We start from the raw sequence: 26,251 nt of genomic DNA on the forward strand, positions 1-26,251 counted from the left end.
CTATTGGTTTTTGAACGAAAAAAAGAATTTTTGTGAACGAATTTTCCAAGCCCTAGTTGTACATAGTAAATATGTAATTTATATTGGGTTGGAGGATTTTACATGTACAAATACATATTAGCGATTATGACTTGTTTAATTTTAATAAAAGCAATAAGTTCTGATCCAGTTAAGGCTGCTGAAAATCCTGAACAAAAAGAGATGCAACAAAGAATCGAACAACACTTTCGAACGAAAGCTGAACATTTTGGATTGAAAACGGAAGGAAAAGATTTAAAGGAAGTTAGAAAAGAAATTACTATTATAGAAGAAGCGAAAAAAAGAGAGAATGTATGGAGAACAGCACAAGCTCTTCATATAAAAACAGAAGGAAAAACGATGAATGAATTAATAAAAGATGTACAAAAAAAGGTGAAAAAATAAAAAGAGGCCGTAGCCTCTTTTTTTATGCCCATTGTTTTGATAAGTGAGCCATTTCAATTGCAGCAACAGCTGATTCATATCCTTTATTACCAGCTTTCGTACCTGCGCGTTCAATCGCTTGTTCAATTGTTTCTGTCGTTAATACGCCGAAAATAACTGGGATGTCCATTTGTAGTGATAAAGACGCAACACCTTTTGCTACTTCATTACAAACGTAATCGTAGTGAGTTGTAGCACCTCGGATTACAGTACCTAATGTAATAACAGCATCATACTTTCCGCTACTAGCCATCTTTTTAGCGATTAAAGGAATTTCAAATGCACCAGGAACCCAAGCAACATCAATATCATTTTCTTCTACACCGTGACGCTTTAATCCGTCTAAAGCGCCGCCAAGTAACTTACTTGTAATAAATTCGTTAAAACGTCCAACAACAACTCCAACTTTTAATCCTGTACCAACTAAATGACCTTCGAATACCATAATAAATCTCTCCTTTAATTATAAGTTTAGTAAGTGTCCTAATTTGTTTACTTTCGTTTGTAAATACGATTTATTCTCTTCTTTTGCTGGCATTTGCAACGGTACACGCTCGACTACTTCTAAATCGTAACCTTGTAAGCCAGCAATTTTTCTTGGGTTATTCGTTAATAATCGTAAACTCTGTAAACCTAAATCTTTTAATATTTGAGCACCGATACCGTAATCACGAAGATCAGCAGGGAAGCCGAGTTTTTCATTTGCTTCTACAGTATCGAATCCTTCTTCTTGTAATTTATAAGCACGAAGCTTATTAAGAAGCCCAATGCCTCTTCCTTCTTGCCTCATATAAAGAAGAACACCTTTTCCTTCACGCTCAATTTGAGCAAGTGCTGCATGGAGTTGTGGTCCGCAATCGCAGCGATGTGAACCGAATACATCTCCTGTTAAGCATTCAGAATGAACACGTACAAGTACCGGTTCACCTGTTGAAATATCACCTTTTACAAGTGCGATATGTTCTTTCGTATCTAATGAGTTAGAATAGCCAATTGCGTGGAAAGTACCGAAATCTGTAGGTAATGTAATTTCCACTTCTCTCGTCACAAGTGTTTCATGATGGCGGCGGTAAGCAATTAAATCTTCTATTGTAATCATTTTTATATCAAATTGTTTTGCGCATTCTATTAAATCAGGTACACGTGCCATCGTGCCGTCCTCATTTATAATCTCGCAAATAACTCCAGCTGGTTCGGCACCGCATAGCTTTGCTAAATCAACAGCAGCTTCTGTATGACCTGCACGACGCAGGACACCGCCTTCTTTCGCAATTAATGGAAAGATATGTCCAGGTCGATTGAAATCAGCACCTTTTGATGCGGGGTTTAACAATTCTTGTATCGTAGTTGCACGTTCGTGAGCGCTAATCCCTGTTGTTGTAGAGACATGGTCAATGCTCACTGTAAACGCAGTATGATGTGAATCTGTATTATGAGATACCATTGGTTCTAATTGTAGACGTTCTGCGTATCCTTCCGTAATCGGTACACAAACGAGACCACGGCCATGTGTAATCATAAAATTTATTGTTTCTGGTGTAATGTACTCTGCTAAAGCAATAAAATCGCCTTCATTTTCTCGGTTTTCATCATCACATACGATAACGACTTTACCTTTTTTTAAATCTTCTAGAGCTTCTTCAATACGATGAAACATTGTGCTTCCCCCTTATAGAAATCCGTTTTCTTGTAAAAAGCTTTCGGTCATTGAACCTACTCGTTTTGTAGGTTTAGTAATAAAGCGTTCAATATATTTACCAATCATGTCACACTCAATGTTTACGATATCTCCGGCATTTTTTGCTCCAATGACAGATTCGCTTACTGTGTGCGGGATGAGTGAAATCGTTATGGAAGATTCGTCTATATCAAATATCGTTAAACTCGTTCCATCAACAGCAATGGACCCTTTCTGCAAACAATAGCGCAGTAGTTCATCAGAAATTGCTATTTTGTAATAGACGGCATTGTAATGTTGTTTTTTATTTAAAATCGTTCCGATTCCATCAATATGTCCTGAAACGAAATGTCCACCGAATCGTCCGTTTGCAGCCATTGCTCGCTCTAAATTTACTTTAGAGTGCGGTTTAAGCATGCGAAGTGATGTCGACTGCATCGTTTCAGGCATTGCATCAACTGTAAATGAAGTAGTTGTAAAGCTTGTTACAGTTAAGCAAATACCGTTAACCGCGATACTATCACCTAAGTGAACATCTGATAAAATTTTCTTTGCATGAATCGTTAATTTCATCGCTTCTCCGCTTTGTTGCATGTTTGCTATCGTTCCTAATTCTTCTACAATTCCTGTAAACATTTCGTCACCTCGTTTCGGGCATTCGCAACGATTTTTATATCATCACCAATTTGTTTCATCTCTTGAATTTTCAAGGAAAGCGCATTTTGTAATTTTGAAAAACCATTTCCTCCAAATAAAGTAGGAGCATCTTTCCCACCAATTAATTTCGGGCTTATATAGGTTACAATTTCATTAAAATTGTTTGTTTTTAAGAAACTTGCATGAATCGATTGGCCACCTTCAACGAATAGAGAAAGAATTTGTTTCTCTCCAAGAAAGGAAAGAAGGTCCTCGATTTCTATATGTTTCGTTTCCATTTGGAATATAGCTATATTTTTAGATTCATAAGAAGATATCTTCTCTTCCTTTACATCCTTACCGACAATAATCCATGTCGGTGCTAAACCATCTGTTATAACATGAGAAGATGGTGGCGTTCGTAAATGGGTATCTAAAACAACGCGAATAGGATGTTTCCCACCATTTGGAATTCTTGTTGTTAAATGAGGATTATCAGCTATAACTGTATTCACTCCAACAAGAATTGCATCATGTGTATGGCGATATTGGTGAACATCAGCACGTGCTTCTTCACCTGTAATCCACTTACTTTCACCAGTTACAGTTGCTGTTTTTCCATCTAAGCTCATCGCTGTTTTGATTGTTACAAAAGGGCGCTTCGTTTTCATGTAGTGAAAAAAGTAGCGATTTAATAAAACTGCTTCTGCTTCAAGAACACCGGTCGTTACTTCAATTCTAGCTTCCTCTAATCTTCTTTTTCCGTTACCAGAAACGAGCGGATTACAATCGAGAGTAGCAATTACAACACGCTTAACTCCTTTTTCGATGAGCAATTCACAACAAGGTGGTGTTTTTCCAAAGTGGCTACACGGTTCCAGTGTTACATAAACGGTAGCGTCTTTGGCGTTCTGACCAGCCATTTGAAGGGCATGAACTTCTGCGTGTTCTTCACCAGCTCGTAAATGAGCCCCCATACCAACGATGTTTCCATCTTTTACAACAACAGCACCAACCATAGGATTTGGACTTGTTTGTCCTGATGTCCCTTCTGCTAACTGCAGGGCAATCCTCATATATTCTTGATCTGTCATTTTCTTCACCTCTCCTAAAAAAATCAAAAAACCCCAAGGATTTAATATCCTTGGGGTTTGGGAGACGTGATTTCTAGAAATATAGTTTGAATACGAAAGCATAGGAAAGAAACCTAACGATAATTGATATTTCTGCATAAGGAAAAAACCTAGCAAAATATCGAATTTTTAAACGCTAGTTGTCTCTTTTTATTTCAGTATAAAAAATAAGTATAGAAAATTAAACATATATAAAGAATCAAAATGAATCTTTAAAAATATGCATACTGAAATAAAAGTGTATTCACTATATAAAAAACTAGAAACATATCCTTCTCCCATCCAGACTATACTGTCGGCCCTAGAGTTTCACTAGATCCACCGTTTTCGAGTTGAAAACGGGTCACGGACTTAGAAGTTTTCACTTCATCACCGCCGGTTGGGAATTTCACCCGACCCCGAAGGATGCTGTTTGCTCAAATTATAGCACAAAAAAAATAAAAGGCTAGTAAAAAATATTCGAATGTGAAGAATTGTGTGAAAATATATGCAGGCTGGAATGGAAATAAAAGTATTAGAAATGTTGTAAGGAGAAGGGATATAACAGAGTTGCTAAAAAGAAAAAACATGCACAAAAAAATGTGCATGTCACATGTAAAATTATTCTGCCTCTGGTGCTCTAACAACAGATTCGAATTTACCTTTATGCGAAGCGTCGCAATAAGGCATATTTTTTGATAAACCACAACGGCATAAAGAAAATGCCGGTTTTGCTGGGAATACATTCCCTTGTGAGTCGACTAATTCCACGTCCCCTGTAACGCGAAAAGAGCCATTATCATTTACTTTAATTTGTACTTTTGCCAACGTTATCCCTCCTTCCCAAACGCTTAATTTCATCATATAATCAAGGGAAGTGCTTGACAATATAAAAAGAGCACTTTGTTTGAGAAAGAAGAGAGTGTTATAATAGTTTTCATAACTGACTAGAGTAAGGTGACGAGAGATGGATAAACAATTACATACATTACGAAACATTGCAAATGAGCGCACGTGGGCATCATTTTTGAATGATAATCATCCATATAGTTTGTTACATTGGTCCATTGCAGGTGTAGGGCAAGAGGCAAAGGATGTTTGGTTACTTCAAGATGAAGTAACATTTCAAACGACAGAATTCCCAACGTTAGATGATGCAATGCAATGGATTTCTGAAAATATGGAACAAGTTACAGACGTTTTAGCGCAATAAAAAACAGGCTTATGCAAGCCTGTTTTTTGTTTCTTTCACATATGTGTTTAAAAATTGATCGACGGCTGCTTCGTACTCTTCTTTATTTTCGTTATAAGAGCAAGCGTGTGCACCGTGTTCTGCAATATAAAGCTGCTTATTATTTTCTTTCGCTTCATATAACGCTTTTGTCATATCAGCTAAAATATAGTCGTCATCTTTACTATGAATAAAGAGAACGGGATTGTTAATGTTTTTTATACAGTCGATTGGTGAAACTTCACGAATTGTATAACCGTCACGAACTTTCAAAAATGCGTTTGCTAAAGGTAATAAAGGCCATTTTGGTAAATGGAATTCAACCTTTAAACGGTGCTGTAATTGTCCGTGAAAATCAGAGAAAGGACAATCTGCAATATAGAAATCAGCACCATCTTCTACAAGTCCTGCGTATTGAAGAAGTGTTGCAGCTCCCATAGATTCACCATGAATACCAAGTGTAATATTGGTGCCAAAACGGTTTTTTAGCCAGTCAACTACGGATTTTAAATCATGTTTTTCATAGTATCCATAGCTTGTTGTTTTTCCACCAGTTTTACCATGACGACGATGATCGTAAATGAGGACGTTATATCCCCTTTTTAAGAATAAGTTTGCATATTTTACAGAGTTTATTTTATTTACAGTTACACCGTGGCAAAAAACCATAAACTTATTGGTGGAATGACCAGCAGGAATGTAATATCCGTGAAGGTCGTATCCGAATTGTGAAGGGATATGAATTTCTTCTTTATGAAGAGCATCAAAATCCTCTATACGAAAATGTTTTTTCGTTTCTCTTTCGAGTACTTCTTCCTCTGTTTTTTTCTTTAAGTACATCACTTTATTTGTAAAGAAAATCCCAAGGGCAGTTATTGCACCTAGTATAGTAAACAATGCTGCAAAAAAACGTTTCATACTTTACCTCATCCTCCAAATACCGTTACATGTGATACACTTATATTGTATCACAATGATATAAAAGGGGAGAAATAGGAAATGCTGCATATACAAAAAATTACGCCAGCGATGAAAGAAACAATCCGAATGTTCATGTGTGAGAACTGGGGAAGTTCATTGATGGTTTCACGTGGTAAGGGACATCAGTTAGAAGAGTTGCCAGGATTTGTTGCGCTCTCAGATGACAGAATAATCGGAATTATAACGTATGAAGTGACCGGAAATATATGCGAAATTGTATCGCTAGATAGCTTTGAAGAAAGAAAAGGAATAGGGACGAAACTTGTGGATTGTGTATTACAAGTTGCAGAAGAAGAACGGTGCAGACAGGTTTGGCTTATTACAACAAATGATAATATGAATGCGTTACGATTTTACCAAAAACGTAATTTTGTAATGACTAATTTATATGTGAATGCGGTAGAGGAGGCACGAAAAATAAAGAAAGAAATTCCACGTATGGGATATGATAATATCCCAATTTTACATGAAATTCAGTTGGAGTATCGTTTAGTGAAATGATGTAACAATTTTCAGAAATGTGAGTTATTAATCTTGACGGATAGTGTAATTTAGGTTACCGTAAAATTGTAATCTATTACCATATTAAGGGGTGACGATGTGGCAACTATACGTGATGTTGCAAAATTGGCAGGTGTTTCAGTCGCAACCGTTTCACGAGTTATTAATGAAAAAGGATACGTTCATGAGGACACAGTAAAACAAGTAAAGGAAGCAATTGAAGAATTACGTTATAGGCCAAACAGTGCAGCGAAGCCACTATTTAAAGAGAGTTCAACGATAATTGCATTACTTGTAGATAATTTATGTAACCAATCAAACATCACTTTGCTACATTGTATTGAGGAAATAGCATATAAAGAAGGCTATCAAATCATTATTTGTAATATAGAGAATAAAGATAGATACATACATATGCTGAAGCAAAATAACATTGCAGGTGTTATTTTGACGAGAGCAGTTTTTAAAAGTGTAGGAGAAATTCCATTTCCGTTTGTTGTGATCGATGAGCAACAATCACATGGAAATTATTATGAAAGTGGACAGAGAGCTGTTTCTTTATTAAAAGAGAAAGGGTGTCACTTTCTTGCATATTTCGGTGAGGGAGAAGAAAGTGAAGAAATGGAAGATCATATAGCAGGGTTTTTAGACGCTGTTTGGGATGAAGGAATCTCTTATCGAGAAGAATGTGTACAAGGGTATACAAATAAACAATTTATTACATTATTGCAAAACAATCCGTATATAGATGGAATTGTAGCCTCAAGTGATCAGATTGCTATTGAGTTAATTCGGTCAGCGAGATTTCTAAATATACATATACCAGATAAATTAAAAATTGTTGGACCGAATGGGAGTATAGAGTGTGAATGGATAGGTCCATCACTACCGACAATTGAAAGCTATGTCAAAGATAACGGAAAAGTAGCTTTTCAACAATTAAAAGGAAAAATAAAAAAGTAAAAGGTGCGTTTTATACGCACCTTTTTATAATGTAATTGCGGCAATAAAGCCAAATATAAGTAACGGTATATTGTAATGTAGAAAAGTGGGTACACATGTATCCCATATATGATGGTGCTGACCATCAGCATTTAAACCGGATGTTGGTCCAAGGGTACTATCCGATGCTGGAGATCCTGCGTCACCTAGTGCTCCGGCTGTACCGATAATTGCAATTGTGGCCATTGGACTAAATCCAAGCTGAATGCAAAGAGGTACAAAAATGGTTGTTAAGATAGGGATGGTTGAAAAGGATGAACCAATTCCCATCGTAACGAGAAGTCCAATAACGAGCATAAGAAATGCAGCGAGTGGTTTGTTATTTCCAATTATATGTGCACTCGTTTGCACCAGAGATTCAACATGTCCTGTTTTTCGAAGAACAGCGCCGAATCCAGCGGCAGCAATCATAACAAAGCCAATAAAGGACATCATACGCATTCCGCTTGTTAATATCGCATCTGCTTCTTTAAGTGGTAGACTGCCACTAACTGATAAGACGATAATACCTGCTAAAGCACCGAAAATCATTGATTCTGTTGTTAATTGAACAGTTAATGTAGCAATGATAGATAATAACCCGAAAGTAATGCTACGTTTTGTATAGGGAACGATTTCATTTTCGGTAGTATGAATTTGTTCTGTTTCATACGTACGAGGTTTTCGGTACGTAATGAATACCGCTACACATAATCCAATAATCATACCAATTGCTGGAATAGTCATTGCTTTTGGAATAAGTGTGACATCAAATGTAAGGCCGCTTTGCGCAGCGTTGGTTTGCAATACGTCATGATAAATTTTTCCGAACCCTGCAGGGATCCACATATAAGGAGTAATCAATCCAAATGTAATAATACATGTGACAAGTCTGCGATCCACTCTCAGCTCATTTAATACTTTTAAAAGTGCTGGAATTAAGATGGGGATGAAAGCAATGTGAACAGGAATCACATTTTGTGAGAAACAAGCCATCGTTAAAATAATGAATAAAATAAGTATTTTAGAATAAACTTGTTTTTTCGTGTCTTGTTCATTGCCAATCCATTTTAATGCAGTTTGAATCATAGCATCTGGAAGTCCTGTTTTGGAAAGGGAAATAGCGAAACCACCAAGCATTGCATAACTTAAAGCGATTGGAGCACTGTTTCCAAGACCAGTTGTAAAAGTGTTAATCGTTTCTGAAATACCGAGTCCGCCGATAAGTCCGCCTGTTAAAGCTCCAACAATGATGGCGACAATGACCTGGACACGTAACAAACTAAGCAATAGCATAATTGCTACTGCGACGAGTACAGCGTTCATAATAAATGTAATCTCCCTAAATTTTTATTCTGTTAAGACAAGTAAATATGAAACATTTTGCTATGTTTATACATACTTGCGACATATTATTATAAAATGTTTTCTATGAAATGTAAAAGAGCCTTTTGTTACTAATGCTGAAAAGCTAGCTCTTGTTTAATTGATTGTAAAGAATTAGCGAATAATTCTGGTTCTTCTAAATCAGGAGAATGTGCTGAATTTGGGAACCAAATCATCTTTTTTATAGGCGCTTCAATAATATCGCAATATTCCTGAACGAGTGCATAAGGAGTTTGATAATCATAGCGACCAGAACAAAAATAAACTGGAATAGATAAACTTGAGATAGAAGAAAAGAAATCGATTGTCAGCATTTCTTCCCATAAAATGCCAGATTTTAAATTTCCTGCGAGAAACTTGAACCAATCTAATAGCGTATATTCGGGAGAAAAGAAACCTTTTCGTATGAAAGAAAAGGAAGATCCGTTTTGGATTGCGCCTCCAAATGTGCCAAGCCACTTTCTTTGAATAATGAGACGTCTCGTATCTAAAAATGGTGGTTTGCCTAATTTTAAAAGGGAAGCTAATGCTTTTTTATGATCATGTTTTTTTGCAGAATGAATTAAATGTTGATATAGCAATTCTTCATTTTGTTTCATATGTACAATTTGCCCAATACCGATGTAAGCCTCGATATACTTTGGATATTGATGTGCTATGTTAAGCCCAATAATACTTCCCCAAGAATGACCAGCGAGAAATAGTTTTTGTTTGTTGAACTTTTTAAGTACATATTGAATCACTTCTTTTGCATCGGAAACGAATTGTTCGATTGTGAAATTTGCTCCGAAATCTTTCATTGAAAAGGATTTACCAGCTCCGCGCTGATCCCAATTAATAACAATAAATTGCTTCTCTAATTCTTTTTGAAAATGGCGAATAAATCCGATTTGTGCCATCCCAGGTCCGCCGTGACAGCATAATAAAATAGGTTGCTCTACGTTTTGTCCACGCATAAGGAGAGTTTGTTTTCGATTATTAATCATAACGCTTTCTATCGTAGCGATACTATTAGGAATGAGTTGTTTGTTTTCGTTATAGAACTGAGGGGTGTAGCTACGAAAAAGCATATTGAAAACCTCCTTTTGTGAAATCGTATGAATCGCACAGGCTATTCATTTTGCATATACTGTTAGAAAATCATTGTAACATACCATACTAGTGTCATTTCAACACGGGAGGAGGGAAATTGTGACGATTGGAGAAATTATAGATGGTTTAAATAGACGTGAATCCATCGCTATTATAGCAAAACGTCTTGAAATAAGCCCGTATACATTATCGAAGAAATTAAGATTGATTGGATACGAATATGATGGAGAGCAGAAGAAACGTATTTTTGTAGGAGATGGAGAAGAACCACGTCACTTACAACTCCAAGAAGCGACCGCCCTTCAATATGAGAAAACAGATTATCAATTATTAATTTATGAGCAATTACAAAGCATTTATGAGTTATTAAGAAAAAGAGAAGAAGTAATTGCACCAATTGTGAGTAAAAGTACAGAGAAAAAGAGACGGACCTTTTCTATTAATACAGAAATATTAGCAAGATTGGACCTTATATCAGAATCGAAAGGAATTCAAAAATCTAAACTTGTAGAAGAGGCGTTGCAACAATTTTTACAGCAATATGAAGTTGACAAAACATCACATTTTGATAACTAAAGAAAAGGATACTGTGTTCATTAGAAGAACGAGTATCCTTTTTATGATGTATATTACGTATAAAATAGAGGATCAGTACAAATCCTTTATACGTGAAAAATGAAATTTATTATTAGAGAAACACTTAATTTACTTTTTGAATTCTTCCATCAATAACTGGCTGAATTGGTTCTTTTAATTGTTTTACGTAATTGACTAACGCTTCAAAGTCGTTTGGCCCAGTTTCTGCATTTTTACCATTTTTAAATGATACGAATCCATCACCGCCAGAAGCTAAGAAGGCATTTGCAACTACGCTATACGTTGTAGATGGAGATAATTCTTCTCCGTTTGTTAAACGTATATTTGTAACTTTTTCACCGTTTGGTTTATTTGCATCCCACGTATATTGAATACCTGAAATTTGAAGCATTCTTGTTGTTCCTTTTTGCCATTGCTGATTTAAAATATCGCGAATGTCTTGACCTGTTAAATCTACTTTAATCAATTGATTTCCAAAAGGTTGAATGCCGTATAACTCACCCCACGTAATATCACCAGCATCTAAGTCATTACGAATGCCACCAGGATTCATGAGGGAGATTTGAGTTTGCATCGTTTGACGCTGAGCATCGGCAACTAAATTTCCAAGAGTGGACTCACCAGCATCATTTTGTTTACGGTCGATAGGTGCTGTAGATTTTCCGACCACTTCATTTACAAGTGGTGCGATTTTTTCTTTATATTGATCTAGTTTTTTCTTTACTTGTTTATCAGGTTCTACACCTTCATGATACGTTGTAATAACTTCAGCTTTTTTCTTTACAATATCCTTTGTTTTACGATCAATTGTTACATCGACGTCTGAGAAAGCCATTCCGTATGAATTTGCTTGGACAATTAGTTTATTATTTACTGTACCATTTACATACGTATGACTATGTCCACCGAAAATAACATCAACTTCTGGGTCTGTTTCATTTGCAATTCGAGTAAGATCGCCATTTGTTACCCCAGACTCATCGGTTGTTCCACCGACATGAGCAAGAACGACGATAGATTTAACGCCGAGGCGTTTTAATTGTTGTGTTGATTTATTAATTGCTTCTACTTCATCAGTAATTTGTACATTGTTAAGCATCGTAGGCATAACGACATTTGGTGTATCAGTTGTAACAACCCCAATGAATCCTACAGGAACACCATCTACCATTTTTACGGTAAATGGTGGTAAAAATAAGCGGCCAGTTGATTTGTTATAGAAATTAGCAGCTACATAGGGGAAGTTAGCCCCTTTGAAATTTCCTGTTTTTTCATGATATCCACCGTAAATGAGGCGTTTCATTTCATCAATGCCTTCATCAAATTCATGGTTCCCGATTGTACCGACATCAAATTTTAAGTCATTTAAAAATTCAATCGTCGGTTCATCTTGTAATAATGCTGAAACTGGTGGACTAGCTCCGACGATATCACCAGCATGTACGAGAAGTGTATTAGGGTTTTGTTTTTTATGTTCTTTTAAATAAGTAGCTAAGTAATCAGCGCCACCAGCTTCTTTATTATTGATTTTTTTAACAGTATCTAGTTGTCCATGGAGATCATTAATACCAAGCATTTGTACGTCTATGTAGCGGTTTTGTTCAGCTGGATTCTGAGATGGGGGAGCGGCAAATACGCTTGAAAAAGTAATGGTGCTTAAAACAGCAACGGCAGGAATAATTTTTTTCCACATAATATAATTCTCCTTTTTTATAATCTGACATCATACGACATAATTTTAATAGATTCATAGGATTATAGCTACATAAAAATTTAGTCTTTTCGAAAAATTAACATATTTACAAAAAGTGAATAATAGAGTAAAGACCCTTTTTTATTGTCGATTTCATTGTGTATCTACTATAATGGAGAAAAAAGTAAAAGGTGAGTAGCATGAAGAAAAAGAAACAAAGACAAATGCAAAGACAATCACAAGTGAATCAACCAAAGAAAGAAACACTTACATTAGGCGATCAATTAAATGATTCACTCATGCAACAATTAAAGAGTAAGAAGAAAGAGTTGCAAGTGAGGGAAGAGGAAAAAGAGGCAGCTGAACTGGAAAGAAAGCGCCAAGAACAAAAAGAACGTGAAAAGAATAAATCATTTGAAGAACTGCTAAGTGAAAGTAACCTTACTTGGAAAGACTTTAAATAATAAAAAAATGATCAGTGAAATACCACTGATCATTTTTTGACGAGCTTGTAAGAAAAGGGGAGTTAGAATGAGAAAAATTGTCGTTGTTCCACATGAAAACCATTGGAGTGAAAAATTTCAAATGGAGGCTAAAAGATTAAAATCAGCGATGCCAGAAACGGTAAAAATTTATCATATTGGAAGTACGTCAGTTCCCGGACTGGCAGCTAAACCTATTATTGATATGATCATGGAAGTAGAAAATATCGAAAGAGTAGATGGGTGGAATGAACGATTTATAGAGCTTGGTTACATCGTAAAAGGGGAAAATGGTATTTCAAGACGCCGATATTTTATTCATGGAACTGAAGAAAAACGCTCGTATCATTTACACGTGTTTGAAAAAGGAAATCCAGAGATAGTAAGGCATTTAGCATTTCGTGATTATATGATGGCTCATTGTGAAGAAGCAGAGGCATATGCAACCTTAAAGAAAGAATTAGCCGAAAAGTATACATATGATGGCGCGTTATATACGGAAGGAAAAAATGAGTTTGTGCGCAATGTGGATGAAAAAGCGAAAGAATGGAGAAAAAATAACGTGAATGAATGAGTTCACGCTATTTTTTAGCTATATAAAAGTGTTATGTAAACTGTACGTATGTTTTGACTTTTGGGATGAATCTTGTTGAAATAAAATTGTGGCTTATAAAAAATGTAACAATGAAAGGGAGACGACTGTGCATATTCCAACAACTACACTTCATAATGGCGTGAAAATGCCGATGATTGGTCTAGGCGTATATAAAGCGAAAGAAGGAGACGAAGTAAAGCAAGCAGTAAAAACAGCGTTAGAAGTTGGATACCGTTCGATTGATACAGCAACTGTATATGAAAATGAAAGCGGTGTCGGAGAGGCGATACGTGAATCAGGAATTCCAAGAGAAGATATATTTATTACAACAAAAGTATGGAACGACGATCAAGGATATGAGGAGACACTCGAGGCGTTTGAAAAGAGTTTGAAAAAATTACAAATGGACTATGTAGATTTATATTTAATACATTGGCCGGTAAGAGGGAAGTATGTTGATACGTACCGAGCTTTAGAGAAATTGTATGAAGAAGGTAAAGTGCGTGCGATTGGTGTTTCTAATTTTCATAAACATCATTTAGAACTATTATTACCAAATTGCAAAGTGAAGCCGATGGTAAACCAAGTGGAACTTCATCCGATGTTGACGCAATTTGAGTTGCGAAATTATTGTCAAGATGAGCAAATTCAAATGGAAGCATGGAGTCCGTTAATGAGGGGCGGAGAAGTATTCCAGCATCCAATCATTCAGGCTATTGCTAACAAATATGAAAAAACACCTGCACAAGTTATATTAAGGTGGGATATTCAAAGCGGGATTGTTACAATTCCTAAATCTGTTACACCATCTCGTATTAAAGAAAACTTTACTATTTCTGATTTTGCACTAACTGAAGAAGAGATACGTCAAATTAACACGTTGAATCGTGATTTACATGTAGGAACGAATCCTGATAAATATGATACGTTATAAAAAAGACTGTCTCCTAATACTGGAGACAGTCTTCTGTTTTATCGGTAATTCGATATTTTTAACGATGCAAAGCATATGTGTCATATTTAACAATCTTTTGAAGTTGTATATATTCTTCTTTCGTTAAAGGTAACTGTTGACTAGCTCGTATATTTTCCTGTAATTGTTGAAGAGAGCTTGCACCAGGTATAACAGCTGCAACAGTCTTATTATGTAAGCAATATTGAATAGCTGTTCCTGTTAAAGAGCGTGCTCCAATCATTTCTTTTACACTTGCTAGAGTTGCATGTAATTCATCGTAAGAATAAGAGAGATAATCCTTTTCCTTTACTCTTTCTATCTTTCTTGCATTATTGTCAGTTAAAATTCCTTTTGCAAGTGGCCCGCGGGCAATGACGCTAATTTGGTGTTCATTTAGAAGGGGGAACCATTCTTCTGGACGACGATTTAAAAGGTTATATTCCATTAGTACACTAACGATGTTTGAGCGTTTTGCATATTCACGAACGACATTTGGGCGTATAGAAGAAATACCGTAATGGCGAATAATACCTTCCTTTTTCAATTCTTCAAAAGCTTCAATTGTTTCATCTATTGGATCTTCAATTGTTCCGCCATGAAGTTGGTAAAGGTCAATATAATCAGTTTGAAGTCTACGTAAACTTTCCTTTACTTCAGTCTTTATGTAAGCTTTAGAAGGATCCCAAGACCAGCCATTTTTTTCTTCTGTCCAACGATTTCCAACCTTCGTTGTAAGTACAATTTGGTCTCTTCTTCCCTTCAAGGCTTTTCCAACAAATTCTTCATTTAATCCGTAATCATATAAATCTGCTGTATCAAAAAAATTAATTCCTAAATCGATTGCTTCATCGATAATATGCATAGCTTCTGTTTCAGATGTACCGAGAGACATACAGCCAAGGCCCATTTCTGTAACAAACAAATCTGAGTTTCCTAATTGACGTTTTTTCATAGGTCAACCTCCTTACCTTTATTGTACGAGAGGGAAAAGAGGTTGACAAACGTTTACTTTCCGCTTCGCATTAACTGCCCGTAAAAGCATGATTAATGTTTCACTTTATTTGCTGTAATCCACTCTTGTACAGTTGTATACTCTTTGCTATATTGCTTTAGCTTATGGCGAATTTGCCATGCTTTTCCGACTAAAGTGACGCGATTTGGTAAAATATAAACTTTCATTTCTATCACGCTCCTTTCAATGTGGTAAAATGTATGAGGAAAGAATAGGAAATAGAACAGGGAGATGAAGTAGTATGAGTAATCTTGCAGAGAGAACAGTAAAAACTGAGCCAATTTTTGATGGTAGAGTTATAAAAGTTCGTGTTGATGATGTAGTATTACCAAATGGAGCAATGAGTAAACGTGAAATTGTAAATCACCCTGGTGCAGTTGCTATTATTGCTATTACTGATGAGGGGAAAATTGTGCTTGTTGAGCAGTATCGTAAAGCACTTGAAAAGGCGATTATAGAAATTCCGGCTGGCAAGTTAGAACCTGGTGAAAAACCTGAGGTAACAGCAGTTCGTGAATTAGAAGAGGAAACAGGATATGTATGTGAAAATATGGAGCTCATTACTTCTTTCTATACATCTCCAGGATTCGCAGATGAAATTTTATATGTATATAAAGCGACAGGTTTGACAAGAAAAGAAAATAAAGCTGAGTTAGATGAAGATGAGTTTGTGGAATTAATGGAAGTATCGTTAGAAGAAGCGATTACTCTTATGAAAGATCTTCGTATTCATGATGCGAAGACGATGTTTGCAGTACAATATTTACAACTACAAAAATAAACACTCGCCAAAGGCGAGTGTTTTTTAATTGATTTTTGCATATACACGTGCATCACGTAAGCTACCATCTGGTGCTAGGAAGTCATTTTCCATTGTCCCTTCTAGAATGAATTCTAGACGTTCTGCTAAGCTACATGCATTTATATTTGTTGCATCAGTACGAATTTCAATTCTTCTAGCGCCTAGTTTATCAAAGGCGAACTGAATTGCACCTTTAACAGCTTCGGTCATATAGCCTTGTTTTGTATAGGCACTATGTAGCCAGAAGTGAAGTGAAAACTTTGGAATATCCCAGTTTTCAGGCTTTAGTGTAATTGCTCCGATGAATGTACCAGATACTTTATCGTATAAGTGAAAATCAAGTGTTTCACGAAGTAAAAACTGTCCGTGAGCTTCGCGAACAATTTCTTCAGCACTCTCTTCTGTTTCAGCGTTAATTGGTATCCACGGTACTAAGTCTTCTAGAGAAGCTTGGATTGCTTCATATACTTCTGCACCATCACCTGGAAATGGTTTACGAACTTGCAAGCGTTCAGTTTGAAATAATGTTGGAAAATCTAATAATAATGGTTTCAAGAGAAATCCCTCCTATTCTCTACTTTTTAGTTTAGCAAAGTAGAGCGGAATTTCAATGTTAATTCGTCATACTTTTTTCTTTCTTTCATACATTTTTAATAAGAGTGTGAACGGAGGGAAGAAAAATGTGGCGAAAAAATTGGCAAGACCGTGTAATGTCTCACATACAGGAAAACTCTTCATTATATATATTTAACGCTGTTTTATTATTGATGGGAGTAATATTCGGAGCCATTCTCGTGAATAGTTTACAAATCAATCAAAAACAAGATTTATCATTTTATTTACAACGTTTTTTTGGACAAGTCTCTAAAGGAGAATTTGCCATTGCGGGCGAAATGTTTCGAGAAAGTTACTTTTCGCAATTAAAATACATCGGATTTATTTGGATTTTAGGAATTTCAATTATTGGATTACCACTTATTTTTATTTTATTATTTGTAAAAGGAGTTGTCGTTGGATTTACAGTTGGTTTTTTAGTAAGTCAGCATGGATGGAATGGACTATTATTAGCATTTGTATCTGTTTTGCCACAAAATTTAATTATCATTCCAGTCTTTCTCGTTATGACAACCATTGCTGCAAGTTTTTCTTTACGGATGATTAGGCATCAATTTATTAGAAAAATAACCGAGCCACTATTACCATTATTAATCCGTTATACATGCTTCTTTCTCGTAATTGGAGTGGTGTTAGCACTTGCTTCTAGTGTGGAGGCTTACGCATCACCAGTTTTAATGAAAGAAGTCGTTGAGGCTATTAATAAAAAATAAATACTTTTTGAGAATAATTATCAATTTGTTTTTATTGTTTTTTCTTTTGACAGAAGCCCTTCTTCTGATATAATGGTGTAAGAGTGGCGAGGAGGGAGTAGTACCGAATGGAAGAAAGAATTGAACGAATTAAGAAGCAATTACATGCAGCGAGCTACAAATTAACACCGCAACGTGAAGCAACAGTTCGTGTGCTGCTAGAAAATGAAGAAGATCATTTAAGCGCAGAAGATGTTTACCTCCTTGTAAAAGAAAAGTCGCCAGAGATCGGATTAGCAACCGTCTATCGAACTTTAGAACTATTATCTGAGTTAAAAGTTGTCGATAAGATTAACTTCGGAGACGGTGTTTCACGCTATGACTTACGCCAAGAAGGTGCGCAGCGTTTCCACCATCATTTGATTTGTACACAATGTGGTGCTGTACAAGAAATACAAGAAGATTTACTTGGTGAAGTGGAAAGGAAAGTAGAACGAGACTGGAGCTTTAAGGTGAAAGATCATCGTTTAACATTCCATGGGATTTGTAAAAATTGTCAAGAAAATGAAACGGATGAAAAATAACCTTTTCCTATTTATCTAGGAAGAGGTTTTTTATTTGAATAAGGTATAAATTGGTGAAAGCTTGGCATATGTTGTAATAACTTATATTTTGGAGGAATTTACAATGCGCCGAGCTTTAAAATTAACTTTTGATGGAATAAAAGTATTTTTATTATTTACAAGTTGTACGATTTTGTTTTATTTCGCTATACTATGGATAAATGAAGAATATGAAAGCTATCATCGTTATGAAAAACCTAAAGAAGAGACTGTAGAAAAAGTATCAGGGAATGAAGAACCGGCAAAGGATGCTTTCGTAAATAGAATGATGTTTTTCTATGAAAATGGGGAGTAGTGTAGAGTGGAAGATCAATTAAAAGATTTTATTCATTATATGGTTGTCGAAAAAGGATTAGCAAAGAATACAGTAGTATCGTATGAACGGGATTTAAAAAGCTACGTAAAGTATTTGCAAAATGTGGAACAGACGAAAACTTTTCATGAAGTGACCCGTTTACACATTGTTAACTTTTTGCAGTATTTAAAAGAGAACGGAAAATCTTCGAAAACATTGGCGCGTCATATCGCATCAATTCGTTCGTTCCACCAATTTTTACTTCGTGAACGAGCGGTAGAACACGACCCATCCGTACATATTGAAACGCCACAAGGGGAACGGAAATTACCAAAAGTATTATCAGTTGATGAAGTAGAGGCGTTACTTCAAACACCAAAAATGACAAGTGCTTTTGGTATTCGTGATAAGGCGATGCTAGAGTTACTGTATGCGACAGGACTTCGTGTTTCAGAATTGATTGCACTCAATTTGGAAGATGTACATTTAACGATGGGATTTGTTCGTTGCATAGGGAAAGGGAATAAAGAAAGAATTATTCCACTAGGAAGTTTAGCAACGGAAGCGATTCAAAAGTATATTGAAAAAGGAAGAAGAGAATTAATGGGGAAAAAAGTAGTAGATGCACTCTTTTTAAACCATCATGGTAATCGATTATCAAGACAAGGATTTTGGAAAATATTAAAACGATTAGCGAAAGAAGCAAACATTGAAAAAGAGCTTACACCTCATACGTTGCGTCATTCGTTTGCTACGCACTTATTAGAAAATGGAGCAGATTTACGTGCTGTACAAGAAATGCTTGGACATGCAGATATTTCAACGACGCAAATCTATACGCACGTTTCAAAAACTAGATTAAAAGATGTATATAAACAGTTTCATCCGAGAGCATAGTTACTATGCTCTTTTTTTCATAGATTAAGAGGGAAAGACAGTTTCACAGAAACTTCACAAACATTTCGTATATTGTTTTCAGCAGAAGACTGGAATATTACAATGTATTTCCTCTATACTAAATAAAGTATAAAGGAGGAAATGATGATGAAAAAACTGATTATAACTTTATTTATCGCGATGCTAGCGTTGGCTGGCTGTAATACAAACAAAGAAGAACCGAAAAAAGAACAGAAACTTGAAGCTGTAAAAGTAGCAGTCCAAACAAATCCGAAAGAAATTAAACCAGGTGAAAAAACAGAAGTACAAGCACTTGTTACACAAGGGAAAGAAAAAGTAACGGATGCCGATGATGTAAAGTTTGAAATTTGGAAAGATGGCGACGAAAAGCACGAGATGTTAGATGGTAAGCATAAAGGAAAAGGTGTTTATGCAGTAGAGAAAACATTCGAAACGGATGGAGTATACCATATTATTGCTCACACAAATGCACGTGAAATGCACGTTATGCCAGAAGTGAAAGTTGCTGTAGGAAATGCGAAAGTAGAAGATGCGAAAAAAGAAAATAGTGATCACAGTGCAGGACATGGAGATCATAAAAGTGACACAATGATCCATCTTATGGCTGGAGACATAAAGGCAAATGCTGAATCTACAATGAAAGTTCATTTAAAGCAAAGAGAAGAAGCATTAACTGGTGCTGAAGTACAACTAGAGATTTGGAAAGATGGTGTTGAAAAACACGAATTTATTCCAGCGAAAGAAGGGAATAAAGGAGAGTATGAAACGAAACATACTTTCAAAGAGAACGGTGCTTACAAAGTGAAAGTACATGTAAGAAAAGGCGAATTGCATGAACATAAAGAAGAAACAATAGAAGTAAAATAAAAAGTAGCTCTTTAGAGCTACTTTTTATTTTTAATATGAAGAAATAAATCATAAAAAAATTAGCACTTCGTTGCAGAATGGATTACAATAGAAGTGTGAAGAAAATGAGAAATTCTACGAAAATGTATTAAAAAGAAAGCGTAAACATGTTATGATATCAGTATCAGATGTCTGACATCTGACTTAGAAAAAACTAGAAATGTTTTTGAATCGTTTCAAGTAAACGAAATAGGTTAGAAAATGATTTAAAGAAGTACTGTTTGACAATGAGAATTCTTTTGGATAACAGTTTCACTTTATAGCGTTTTGAACATACTACAAGAAGTAGAACTGAACTTATAGGAGGTCGCAGTTATGAATAAATATAAACGTATATTCCTAGTCGTAATGGACTCTGTGGGAATCGGTGAAGCACCAGATGCTGAGCAATTTGGTGATCTAGGATCTGACACAATTGGTCACATTGCTGAACATATGAATGGGTTACAAATGCCTAACATGGTGAAATTAGGTCTTGGTAACATTCGAGAAATGAAAGGTATCTCTAAAGTAGAGAAACCACTTGGATATTACACAAAAATGCAAGAGAAATCTACTGGTAAAGATACAATGACAGGTCACTGGGAAATCATGGGCCTTTACATTGATACACCATTCCAAGTGTTCCCAGAAGGATTTCCGAAAGAATTACTTGATGAATTAGAAGAAAAAACAGGCCGTAAAATTATCGGTAATAAGCCAGCTTCTGGAACTGAGATTCTTGATGAACTTGGTCAAGAGCAAATGGAAACAGGCTCTTTAATCGTTTATACTTCTGCTGATAGCGTATTGCAAATTGCAGCACACGAAGAAGTAGTGCCACTTGATGAGTTATATAAAATCTGTAAAATTGCACGTGAATTAACATTAGATGAGAAATACATGGTAGGTCGTGTTATTGCTCGTCCATTCGTTGGTGAACCTGGAAACTTTACACGTACACCAAATCGTCATGACTATGCATTAAAACCATTCGGCCGTACAGTAATGAACGAATTAAAAGATAGTGACTACGATGTAATTGCTATTGGTAAAATCTCTGATATTTATGATGGTGAAGGGGTAACTGAATCACTTCGTACGAAGTCTAACATGGATGGAATGGATAAGCTTGTAGATACATTAAATATGGACTTTACAGGTCTTAGCTTCTTAAACTTAGTTGACTTTGATGCATTATTCGGCCACCGCCGTGATCCACAAGGATACGGAGAAGCTCTGCAAGAATATGATGCACGTCTTCCAGAAGTATTCGCAAAACTAAAAGAAGATGATCTATTATTAATTACAGCAGACCACGGTAATGATCCAATTCACCCTGGTACTGACCATACACGTGAATATGTACCATTATTAGCATATAGCCCAAGCATGAAAGAAGGCGGACAAGAGTTACCACTTCGTCAAACATTTGCTGATATTGGTGCAACAGTAGCAGAAAACTTCGGTGTGAAAATGCCAGAATACGGAACAAGCTTCTTAAACGAGCTAAAGAAATAGGGGGATAAACAAATGAATCGTGAACTTATTACAAAATCAGCTTCATACTTAAAAGAGAAATTTCAAGAGACACCACAAGTAGGACTAATCCTTGGATCAGGACTAGGTGTATTAGCAGACGAAATTGAGAATGCAGTAACAGTACCTTACAGTGAAATCCCTGAATTCCCAGTATCAACTGTAGAAGGCCATGCAGGTCAACTAGTATTTGGTACACTTCAAGGTGTAACAGTAGTAGCAATGCAAGGACGTTTCCACTTCTATGAAGGATACGACATGCAAAAAGTAACATTCCCAGTTCGTGTTATGAAAGAACTAGGTGTAGAAACAGTAGTTGTAACAAACGCAGCTGGTGGTGTAAATACATCATTTGAGCCAGGCGATCTTATGTTAATTTCAGACCACATTAACTTCATGGGTACGAATCCATTAATCGGACCGAATGATTCTGAAATGGGCGTACGTTTCCCTGATATGTCTACATCATATACAGTAGAACTTCGCGAAATGGCGAAACAAGTTGCAGCAGACTTAAATATTAAAGTACAAGAAGGTGTATACGTAGGAATGACAGGTCCTGTATATGAAACACCTGCTGAAATTCGTATGCTTCGTACACTTGGCGGAGATGCAGTTGGTATGTCAACAGTACCTGAAGTAATTGTAGCGCGTCACGCTGGTATGAAAGTATTAGGTATTTCTTGTATTTCAAATATGGCAGCTGGTATTTTAGATCAACCACTTCACCATGATGAAGTAATTGAAACGACAGAACGTGTTAAAGCTAACTTCTTAGCATTAGTAAAAGCAATCGTAAAACAAATGAAGGGGTGACTTCACAATGAGAATGGTGGACCTAATTGCAAAAAAACGTGACGGACATGCATTAACGACAGAAGAAATTAACTTTATTGTTGAAGGATATACGAATGGTGATATTCCTGATTATCAAGTAAGTTCACTTGCAATGGCAATTTTCTTCCAAGATATGAACGATCAAGAGCGTGCTGATTTAACGATGGCAATGGTAAATAGCGGTGATACAATCGACTTATCGGCTATTGAAGGTGTAAAAGTAGATAAGCATTCAACAGGTGGTGTTGGTGATACAACGACACTTGTATTAGGTCCATTAGTAGCTGCTTTAGATGTACCAGTAGCGAAAATGTCTGGACGCGGTTTAGGACATACTGGTGGTACAATTGATAAATTAGAAGCAGTTCCAGGATTCCATGTGGAAATTGAAAACGATGAATTCATGCGTCTTGTAAATGAAAACAAAATCGCTGTTATCGGCCAAAGTGGTAACTTAACACCTGCTGATAAAAAGCTATATGCACTTCGTGATGTAACAGCAACAGTAAACTCAATTCCGCTTATTGCAAGTTCGATTATGAGTAAAAAAATTGCTGCTGGTGCAGATGCAATTGTTCTTGATGTAAAAACTGGAGCAGGTGCATTTATGAAAACGGATGAAGATGCAAAACGTTTAGCAGAAGCAATGGTACGTATCGGTAATAACGTTGGTCGTAATACGATGGCAGTTATTTCTGATATGAGTCAACCACTCGGTGAAGCTATCGGTAACGCATTAGAAGTTCAAGAAGCAATTGATACATTACAAGGTAAAGGGCCGAAAGATTTAGAAGAGCTATGTTTAACACTTGGAAGTCAAATGGTGTACCTTGCTGGACAAGCTTCATCTTTAGAAGATGCACGTGAAAAGCTAATTGAAGTAATGAACAACGGAAAAGCGCTAGAATCATTTAAAACGTTCTTATCAGCGCAAGGCGGTGACGCATCTGTTGTTGATGACCCTTCTAAATTGCCACAAGCACAATTTAAAATTGAAGTGGAAGCGAAAGAAGACGGATATGTATCAGAAATCGTTGCAGACGAAATCGGAACAGCAGCAATGCTTTTAGGAGCAGGACGTGCAACGAAAGAGTCTGAAATTGATTTAGCAGTTGGTCTAATGCTGCGCAAAAAAGTAGGCGATAGCGTGAAGCAAGGTGAATCTCTCGTTACAATTTACGCAAACCGCGAAAATGTTGAAGATGTAAAAGCGAAAATTTATGAGAACATGAAGATCTCTAAAGAACACGTAGATGCACCAACTTTAGTACACGGTATCGTAACGAAGTAATAAAAAAAGCTGAGGAGATTTCTCCTTGGCTTTTTTTACTATTTTTTGTTTATAATAATAATGGGTGAAATTATGATTAGAATTTGTGCAGTAACAAAAACAGATGAAGTATTATATGATGTTTCTCTAGAAGAAACAAAGAAAGACCATATTGTATGGTATTGGCTAGATTTATATAAGCCAACGAAAGAAGAGTATACATATATTCTGCAAGACCATTTTAAGTTCCATCCCCTTGCAATTGAAGACTGTCTAGAATACGTACAGAGGCCAAAAGTTGATTTTTATGATGGATATAACTTTTTAGTTCTTCACGCGTTTGGAGAAGATGGGCTAGAACCACATGAAATTGATTTGTTTGTTAGTGATCGCTATATTGTTTCTTTCCATTTTTCTCATAATAATGCAATTGAAAGAGTATGGAAAACACTTGGTGAGAAGAGGCGGATTAAGAAAGGACCTTTACATGTAGCACATACGATCACTGATCAAATTGTAGATGATTATTTCGCACCTGTATATTACATTGAAGATCATTTAAATGCGATTGATGATAATTTAACAGGTGAGACAGCAGGAGCCGTACTAGAAGAAGTATTTGATATTAGGGCAGATTTATCTAAGTTAAGACGTACAATTATTCCAATGCGTGATTTATTGTATCGTATTTTGAATTCCACTCGTTTTTACGGTATAAGTGATCATGAGATTTATTTTAAAGATATACATGATCATTTACTTAAACTTACGGAAATGATTGAGGCAAGTCGAGAGTTAACGGCGGATATTCGGGATAGTTATTTTTCATTAAACTCACATCATATGAATAACATTATGAAAACATTAACTGTATTCTCGACTATTTTCATGCCATTAACATTTATTGCGGGAGTATATGGAATGAACTTTACGCATATGCCAGAGCTTGGTGGACAATATAGTTATTTTATTTGTCTTCTTCTAATGGCATTAATTGGCGGCGGAATGATGGCCTGGTTTTATAAAAAAGGATGGTTTAAGTAAAAAAACACCGAGGATTTCCTCGGTGTTTTTTTTCAACCAATAGCATGTAATACAAACATAGCTAAGAATAAGCATGTAATGATATACATAGATGGTGCGACTTCTTTACGCTTTCCAAGAGCAACTTTTAAGATAGGGTAAGCAATAAATCCGAACGCAATGCCATCAGCGATACTATATGTGAGCGGGATCATGACGATAATTAAGAACGCTGGAAATCCTTCTGAAAAATCGTTCAGAGGAATTTGCTGAATGCTTGTAATCATCAGGCCGCCAATAATAATTAAGATTGGTGCAATGGCACTATCAGGAATTAGTTTGACAAACGGAAGTGCAAACAATGATGCAAAGAATAACAACCCCGTAACGATAGACGTCAGACCTGTCTTTCCGCCTGCAGTAATACCTGCGGCACTCTCTACTGTTGATACGGTAGGGCTTGTGCCAAATAGACCACATGTCATTGCTGAAATTGCATTGGCTTGGTAAGCACGTGGGAATTTACGGTCATCTTCTAATAAACCGTGCAGAAGTCCCATGTTCTCAAAAATAAGCACCATGCTTAAGGAGAATGTTGCAATCCAAAACGGTAAGGAAGAAAGTTTGCCAAATGACATAGCTCCAAACACATCGCCGTAATTAGCGAATGAGAATGAACTATTTCCGATTTGACTTGTATCAACAAGGCCAAATAGCCATGCAATACCAGTTCCTATTGCAATCGTCCATAAAAAGTTTCCACGTACGTTACGAATAAATAGTACAAGTGCAACGATAAGAGTAAGCACGGTCGCAAGAACGACAGGGTTACTTAATTTACCCATTGCAACAGCAGTATTTGGGTTCGAAACGACTAAGCCACCTTTTTGCAATCCGATAAACGCTAAAAATAATCCGATGCCGACAGTAATTGCTTCCTTTAATGACTTTGGAATTGATACTGATAGCACGCGAGCGATTGGTGTAAAAGCGGCAATTGCAAAAATAATACCAGAGATAAAGACAGCAGCCAATGCTTCTTGCCAAGTTAGTCCAAGCGTATGCACAGCTGTGTACGTGAAGAATGCATTTACACCCATACCAGGGACAAGAATAGCAGGTGCATTTGCCCAAAATGCCATGAGTAGACATCCGACAAATGAACTGAAAACAGTTGCTAAAATTCCAGCTTCAAGAGGAATGCCAGCATCGGATAAAATTGATGCATTTACAATCATAATATATACGATCGTGAAAAATGACGTAACTCCAGCTAAAACTTCTTGTTTTGGTGATGTTTCGTGTAAACCTAATTTAAATGTTCTTTCAAGTATTCCTTTCATGTTAAACCTTCTTTT

31 protein-coding genes and 1 riboswitch are annotated in these 26,251 nt (G+C 36.1%); of the genes, 18 read left to right on the plus strand and 13 right to left on the minus strand.

Going from position 1 to position 26,251, the window contains the following annotated elements; translation table 11 throughout:
* Positions 1–102: 102 nt before the first annotated feature.
* Positions 103–423, plus strand: a complete 321-nt coding sequence (locus MR112_RS07165; RefSeq protein WP_000280032.1) for a hypothetical protein — start codon at positions 103–105, stop codon at positions 421–423.
* Between the two features lie 22 nt (positions 424–445).
* Here the strand turns inward: MR112_RS07165 and ribH are convergent, their stop codons facing one another.
* The 5 genes from ribH to MR112_RS07190 all read right to left on the minus strand — a co-directional run bounded on the left by ribH (position 446) and on the right by MR112_RS07190 (position 4,716).
* The gene (gene ribH / locus MR112_RS07170) at positions 446–907 is read right to left on the minus strand and encodes a 6,7-dimethyl-8-ribityllumazine synthase (protein WP_000230895.1); all 462 of its coding nucleotides are present in this window, start codon (positions 905–907) and stop codon (positions 446–448) included.
* Positions 908–925: 18 nt separating this feature from the next.
* The gene (ribBA, locus tag MR112_RS07175; protein WP_000468976.1) at positions 926–2,119 is read right to left on the minus strand and encodes a bifunctional 3,4-dihydroxy-2-butanone 4-phosphate synthase/GTP cyclohydrolase II; all 1,194 of its coding nucleotides are present in this window, start codon (positions 2,117–2,119) and stop codon (positions 926–928) included.
* 12 nt (positions 2,120–2,131) lie between these two features.
* The gene (ribE, locus tag MR112_RS07180; RefSeq protein WP_000493908.1) at positions 2,132–2,776 is read right to left on the minus strand and encodes a riboflavin synthase subunit alpha; all 645 of its coding nucleotides are present in this window, start codon (positions 2,774–2,776) and stop codon (positions 2,132–2,134) included.
* On the minus strand, positions 2,758–3,870 hold the full coding sequence (gene ribD / locus MR112_RS07185) for a bifunctional diaminohydroxyphosphoribosylaminopyrimidine deaminase/5-amino-6-(5-phosphoribosylamino)uracil reductase RibD (protein WP_000131986.1): 1,113 nt from the start codon (positions 3,868–3,870) through the stop codon (positions 2,758–2,760). The genes ribE and ribD overlap by 19 nt, the downstream gene beginning before the upstream one ends.
* 305 nt (positions 3,871–4,175) lie before the next feature.
* A riboswitch (FMN riboswitch) is annotated at positions 4,176–4,319 on the minus strand.
* Positions 4,320–4,509: 190 nt separating this feature from the next.
* Positions 4,510–4,716, minus strand: a complete 207-nt coding sequence (locus MR112_RS07190; protein WP_001151582.1) for a CDGSH iron-sulfur domain-containing protein — start codon at positions 4,714–4,716, stop codon at positions 4,510–4,512.
* Between the two features lie 139 nt (positions 4,717–4,855).
* Here MR112_RS07190 and MR112_RS07195 point away from each other — a divergent pair, with 139 nt between their 5' ends.
* Positions 4,856–5,101 carry a DUF2552 family protein gene (locus tag MR112_RS07195; protein ID WP_000360793.1) on the plus strand — a complete coding sequence of 82 codons (246 nt, stop codon included), beginning with the start codon at positions 4,856–4,858 and terminating at the stop codon, positions 5,099–5,101.
* A 9-nt stretch (positions 5,102–5,110) separates the two neighbouring features.
* Here MR112_RS07195 and MR112_RS07200 read toward each other — a convergent pair whose 3' ends face one another.
* A complete protein-coding gene (locus tag MR112_RS07200) occupies positions 5,111–6,037 on the minus strand; it encodes an alpha/beta hydrolase (RefSeq protein ID WP_000819234.1) in 927 nt (308 codons plus the stop codon).
* An 81-nt stretch (positions 6,038–6,118) separates the two neighbouring features.
* On the opposite strand from MR112_RS07200, the gene MR112_RS07205 reads away from it, so the two are divergent.
* Together MR112_RS07205 and MR112_RS07210 are read left to right on the plus strand one after the other, a co-directional pair.
* The gene (locus MR112_RS07205; protein WP_000902435.1) at positions 6,119–6,601 is read left to right on the plus strand and encodes a GNAT family N-acetyltransferase; all 483 of its coding nucleotides are present in this window, start codon (positions 6,119–6,121) and stop codon (positions 6,599–6,601) included.
* Between the two features lie 99 nt (positions 6,602–6,700).
* Positions 6,701–7,564, plus strand: coding sequence for a LacI family DNA-binding transcriptional regulator (locus MR112_RS07210; protein WP_078186896.1), 864 nt, complete (start codon positions 6,701–6,703; stop codon positions 7,562–7,564).
* Positions 7,565–7,588: 24 nt separating this feature from the next.
* Here MR112_RS07210 and MR112_RS07215 read toward each other — a convergent pair whose 3' ends face one another.
* Together MR112_RS07215 and MR112_RS07220 are read right to left on the minus strand one after the other, a co-directional pair.
* Positions 7,589–8,908 (minus strand): Na+/H+ antiporter family protein, encoded by a 1,320-nt coding sequence (locus MR112_RS07215; protein ID WP_000994817.1) that lies wholly within the window; start codon positions 8,906–8,908, stop codon positions 7,589–7,591.
* A 131-nt stretch (positions 8,909–9,039) separates the two neighbouring features.
* On the minus strand, positions 9,040–10,038 hold the full coding sequence (locus MR112_RS07220) for an alpha/beta fold hydrolase (protein ID WP_000898969.1): 999 nt from the start codon (positions 10,036–10,038) through the stop codon (positions 9,040–9,042).
* 121 nt (positions 10,039–10,159) lie between these two features.
* On the opposite strand from MR112_RS07220, the gene MR112_RS07225 reads away from it, so the two are divergent.
* Entirely contained in the window at positions 10,160–10,636 is a 477-nt protein-coding gene (locus tag MR112_RS07225) for a ribbon-helix-helix domain-containing protein (protein WP_000151931.1), read from the plus strand.
* 124 nt (positions 10,637–10,760) lie between these two features.
* Here the strand turns inward: MR112_RS07225 and MR112_RS07230 are convergent, their stop codons facing one another.
* Positions 10,761–12,350 (minus strand): bifunctional metallophosphatase/5'-nucleotidase, encoded by a 1,590-nt coding sequence (locus MR112_RS07230; RefSeq protein ID WP_000265550.1) that lies wholly within the window; start codon positions 12,348–12,350, stop codon positions 10,761–10,763.
* Between the two features lie 200 nt (positions 12,351–12,550).
* Here MR112_RS07230 and MR112_RS07235 point away from each other — a divergent pair, with 200 nt between their 5' ends.
* The 3 genes from MR112_RS07235 (at position 12,551) to MR112_RS07245 (ending at position 14,361) form a co-directional block, all read left to right on the plus strand.
* Positions 12,551–12,814 carry a YqkE family protein gene (locus tag MR112_RS07235; protein WP_000727561.1) on the plus strand — a complete coding sequence of 88 codons (264 nt, stop codon included), beginning with the start codon at positions 12,551–12,553 and terminating at the stop codon, positions 12,812–12,814.
* Between the two features lie 67 nt (positions 12,815–12,881).
* On the plus strand, positions 12,882–13,406 hold the full coding sequence (locus MR112_RS07240; protein WP_001227190.1) for a GrpB family protein: 525 nt from the start codon (positions 12,882–12,884) through the stop codon (positions 13,404–13,406).
* 127 nt (positions 13,407–13,533) lie between these two features.
* Entirely contained in the window at positions 13,534–14,361 is an 828-nt protein-coding gene (locus MR112_RS07245; RefSeq protein ID WP_000547993.1) for an aldo/keto reductase, read from the plus strand.
* Positions 14,362–14,419: 58 nt separating this feature from the next.
* On the opposite strand, the gene MR112_RS07250 is transcribed toward MR112_RS07245, so the two are convergent.
* Both MR112_RS07250 and mciZ read right to left on the minus strand, forming a co-directional pair.
* The gene (locus tag MR112_RS07250; protein ID WP_000747209.1) at positions 14,420–15,334 is read right to left on the minus strand and encodes an aldo/keto reductase; all 915 of its coding nucleotides are present in this window, start codon (positions 15,332–15,334) and stop codon (positions 14,420–14,422) included.
* A gap of 92 nt (positions 15,335–15,426) precedes the next feature.
* The gene (mciZ, locus tag MR112_RS07255; protein ID WP_000870302.1) at positions 15,427–15,561 is read right to left on the minus strand and encodes a Z-ring formation inhibitor MciZ; all 135 of its coding nucleotides are present in this window, start codon (positions 15,559–15,561) and stop codon (positions 15,427–15,429) included.
* Between the two features lie 74 nt (positions 15,562–15,635).
* Here mciZ and MR112_RS07260 point away from each other — a divergent pair, with 74 nt between their 5' ends.
* Complete coding sequence (locus MR112_RS07260) at positions 15,636–16,175, plus strand: NUDIX hydrolase (RefSeq protein WP_000067042.1); 540 nt, start codon at positions 15,636–15,638, stop codon at positions 16,173–16,175.
* A gap of 24 nt (positions 16,176–16,199) precedes the next feature.
* Here MR112_RS07260 and MR112_RS07265 read toward each other — a convergent pair whose 3' ends face one another.
* Complete coding sequence (locus MR112_RS07265) at positions 16,200–16,751, minus strand: GNAT family N-acetyltransferase (protein WP_000803479.1); 552 nt, start codon at positions 16,749–16,751, stop codon at positions 16,200–16,202.
* Between the two features lie 155 nt (positions 16,752–16,906).
* Between MR112_RS07265 and spoIIM the strand changes: the two genes are divergently transcribed.
* From spoIIM to corA, 9 genes are all read left to right on the plus strand, one after another.
* Positions 16,907–17,524: a stage II sporulation protein M gene (spoIIM, locus tag MR112_RS07270; protein ID WP_013142149.1), complete on the plus strand. Its 618-nt coding sequence runs from the start codon at positions 16,907–16,909 to the stop codon at positions 17,522–17,524.
* A gap of 107 nt (positions 17,525–17,631) precedes the next feature.
* Positions 17,632–18,087: a ferric iron uptake transcriptional regulator gene (gene fur, locus MR112_RS07275; RefSeq protein WP_000392657.1), complete on the plus strand. Its 456-nt coding sequence runs from the start codon at positions 17,632–17,634 to the stop codon at positions 18,085–18,087.
* A 103-nt stretch (positions 18,088–18,190) separates the two neighbouring features.
* Positions 18,191–18,421 (plus strand): YqzK family protein, encoded by a 231-nt coding sequence (locus MR112_RS07280; RefSeq protein WP_001250432.1) that lies wholly within the window; start codon positions 18,191–18,193, stop codon positions 18,419–18,421.
* Positions 18,422–18,427: 6 nt separating this feature from the next.
* Positions 18,428–19,318: a site-specific tyrosine recombinase XerD gene (gene xerD / locus MR112_RS07285; protein WP_000390088.1), complete on the plus strand. Its 891-nt coding sequence runs from the start codon at positions 18,428–18,430 to the stop codon at positions 19,316–19,318.
* Positions 19,319–19,465: 147 nt separating this feature from the next.
* A complete protein-coding gene (locus MR112_RS07290) occupies positions 19,466–20,206 on the plus strand; it encodes a FixH family protein (RefSeq protein WP_000733457.1) in 741 nt (246 codons plus the stop codon).
* A 354-nt stretch (positions 20,207–20,560) separates the two neighbouring features.
* The gene (deoB, locus tag MR112_RS07295) at positions 20,561–21,745 is read left to right on the plus strand and encodes a phosphopentomutase (protein WP_001046079.1); all 1,185 of its coding nucleotides are present in this window, start codon (positions 20,561–20,563) and stop codon (positions 21,743–21,745) included.
* 12 nt (positions 21,746–21,757) lie between these two features.
* Positions 21,758–22,579, plus strand: coding sequence for a purine-nucleoside phosphorylase (locus MR112_RS07300; protein WP_001078446.1), 822 nt, complete (start codon positions 21,758–21,760; stop codon positions 22,577–22,579).
* A gap of 7 nt (positions 22,580–22,586) precedes the next feature.
* Positions 22,587–23,891, plus strand: a complete 1,305-nt coding sequence (locus tag MR112_RS07305; RefSeq protein WP_001243069.1) for a pyrimidine-nucleoside phosphorylase — start codon at positions 22,587–22,589, stop codon at positions 23,889–23,891.
* 60 nt (positions 23,892–23,951) lie between these two features.
* Complete coding sequence (gene corA / locus MR112_RS07310) at positions 23,952–24,914, plus strand: magnesium/cobalt transporter CorA (RefSeq protein WP_002026281.1); 963 nt, start codon at positions 23,952–23,954, stop codon at positions 24,912–24,914.
* A 32-nt stretch (positions 24,915–24,946) separates the two neighbouring features.
* On the opposite strand, the gene MR112_RS07315 is transcribed toward corA, so the two are convergent.
* Entirely contained in the window at positions 24,947–26,236 is a 1,290-nt protein-coding gene (locus MR112_RS07315) for an NCS2 family permease (RefSeq protein WP_000676248.1), read from the minus strand.
* Positions 26,237–26,251: the final 15 nt, after the last annotated feature.

The sequence above is a fragment of the Bacillus cereus group sp. BfR-BA-01330 genome, assembly GCF_022663885.1.
GTDB lineage: Bacteria > Bacillota > Bacilli > Bacillales > Bacillaceae_G > Bacillus_A > Bacillus_A cereus.

Coding starts and splice junctions, on each gene's coding strand:
- MR112_RS07165 (WP_000280032.1), top strand. CDS start 103: ATGTACAAATACATATTAGCGATTATGACTTGTTTAATTTTAATAAAA.
- ribH (WP_000230895.1), bottom strand. CDS start 907: ATGGTATTCGAAGGTCATTTAGTTGGTACAGGATTAAAAGTTGGAGTT.
- ribBA (WP_000468976.1), bottom strand. CDS start 2,119: ATGTTTCATCGTATTGAAGAAGCTCTAGAAGATTTAAAAAAAGGTAAA.
- ribE (WP_000493908.1), bottom strand. CDS start 2,776: ATGTTTACAGGAATTGTAGAAGAATTAGGAACGATAGCAAACATGCAA.
- ribD (WP_000131986.1), bottom strand. CDS start 3,870: ATGACAGATCAAGAATATATGAGGATTGCCCTGCAGTTAGCAGAAGGG.
- MR112_RS07195 (WP_000360793.1), top strand. CDS start 4,856: ATGGATAAACAATTACATACATTACGAAACATTGCAAATGAGCGCACG.
- MR112_RS07200 (WP_000819234.1), bottom strand. CDS start 6,037: ATGAAACGTTTTTTTGCAGCATTGTTTACTATACTAGGTGCAATAACT.
- MR112_RS07205 (WP_000902435.1), top strand. CDS start 6,119: ATGCTGCATATACAAAAAATTACGCCAGCGATGAAAGAAACAATCCGA.
- MR112_RS07215 (WP_000994817.1), bottom strand. CDS start 8,908: ATGAACGCTGTACTCGTCGCAGTAGCAATTATGCTATTGCTTAGTTTG.
- MR112_RS07220 (WP_000898969.1), bottom strand. CDS start 10,038: ATGCTTTTTCGTAGCTACACCCCTCAGTTCTATAACGAAAACAAACAA.
- MR112_RS07230 (WP_000265550.1), bottom strand. CDS start 12,350: ATGTGGAAAAAAATTATTCCTGCCGTTGCTGTTTTAAGCACCATTACT.
- MR112_RS07235 (WP_000727561.1), top strand. CDS start 12,551: ATGAAGAAAAAGAAACAAAGACAAATGCAAAGACAATCACAAGTGAAT.
- MR112_RS07240 (WP_001227190.1), top strand. CDS start 12,882: ATGAGAAAAATTGTCGTTGTTCCACATGAAAACCATTGGAGTGAAAAA.
- MR112_RS07250 (WP_000747209.1), bottom strand. CDS start 15,334: ATGAAAAAACGTCAATTAGGAAACTCAGATTTGTTTGTTACAGAAATG.
- mciZ (WP_000870302.1), bottom strand. CDS start 15,561: ATGAAAGTTTATATTTTACCAAATCGCGTCACTTTAGTCGGAAAAGCA.
- MR112_RS07260 (WP_000067042.1), top strand. CDS start 15,636: ATGAGTAATCTTGCAGAGAGAACAGTAAAAACTGAGCCAATTTTTGAT.
- spoIIM (WP_013142149.1), top strand. CDS start 16,907: ATGTCTCACATACAGGAAAACTCTTCATTATATATATTTAACGCTGTT.
- fur (WP_000392657.1), top strand. CDS start 17,632: ATGGAAGAAAGAATTGAACGAATTAAGAAGCAATTACATGCAGCGAGC.
- MR112_RS07280 (WP_001250432.1), top strand. CDS start 18,191: ATGCGCCGAGCTTTAAAATTAACTTTTGATGGAATAAAAGTATTTTTA.
- MR112_RS07290 (WP_000733457.1), top strand. CDS start 19,466: ATGAAAAAACTGATTATAACTTTATTTATCGCGATGCTAGCGTTGGCT.
- deoB (WP_001046079.1), top strand. CDS start 20,561: ATGAATAAATATAAACGTATATTCCTAGTCGTAATGGACTCTGTGGGA.
- MR112_RS07300 (WP_001078446.1), top strand. CDS start 21,758: ATGAATCGTGAACTTATTACAAAATCAGCTTCATACTTAAAAGAGAAA.
- MR112_RS07305 (WP_001243069.1), top strand. CDS start 22,587: ATGAGAATGGTGGACCTAATTGCAAAAAAACGTGACGGACATGCATTA.
- corA (WP_002026281.1), top strand. CDS start 23,952: ATGGGTGAAATTATGATTAGAATTTGTGCAGTAACAAAAACAGATGAA.
- MR112_RS07315 (WP_000676248.1), bottom strand. CDS start 26,236: ATGAAAGGAATACTTGAAAGAACATTTAAATTAGGTTTACACGAAACA.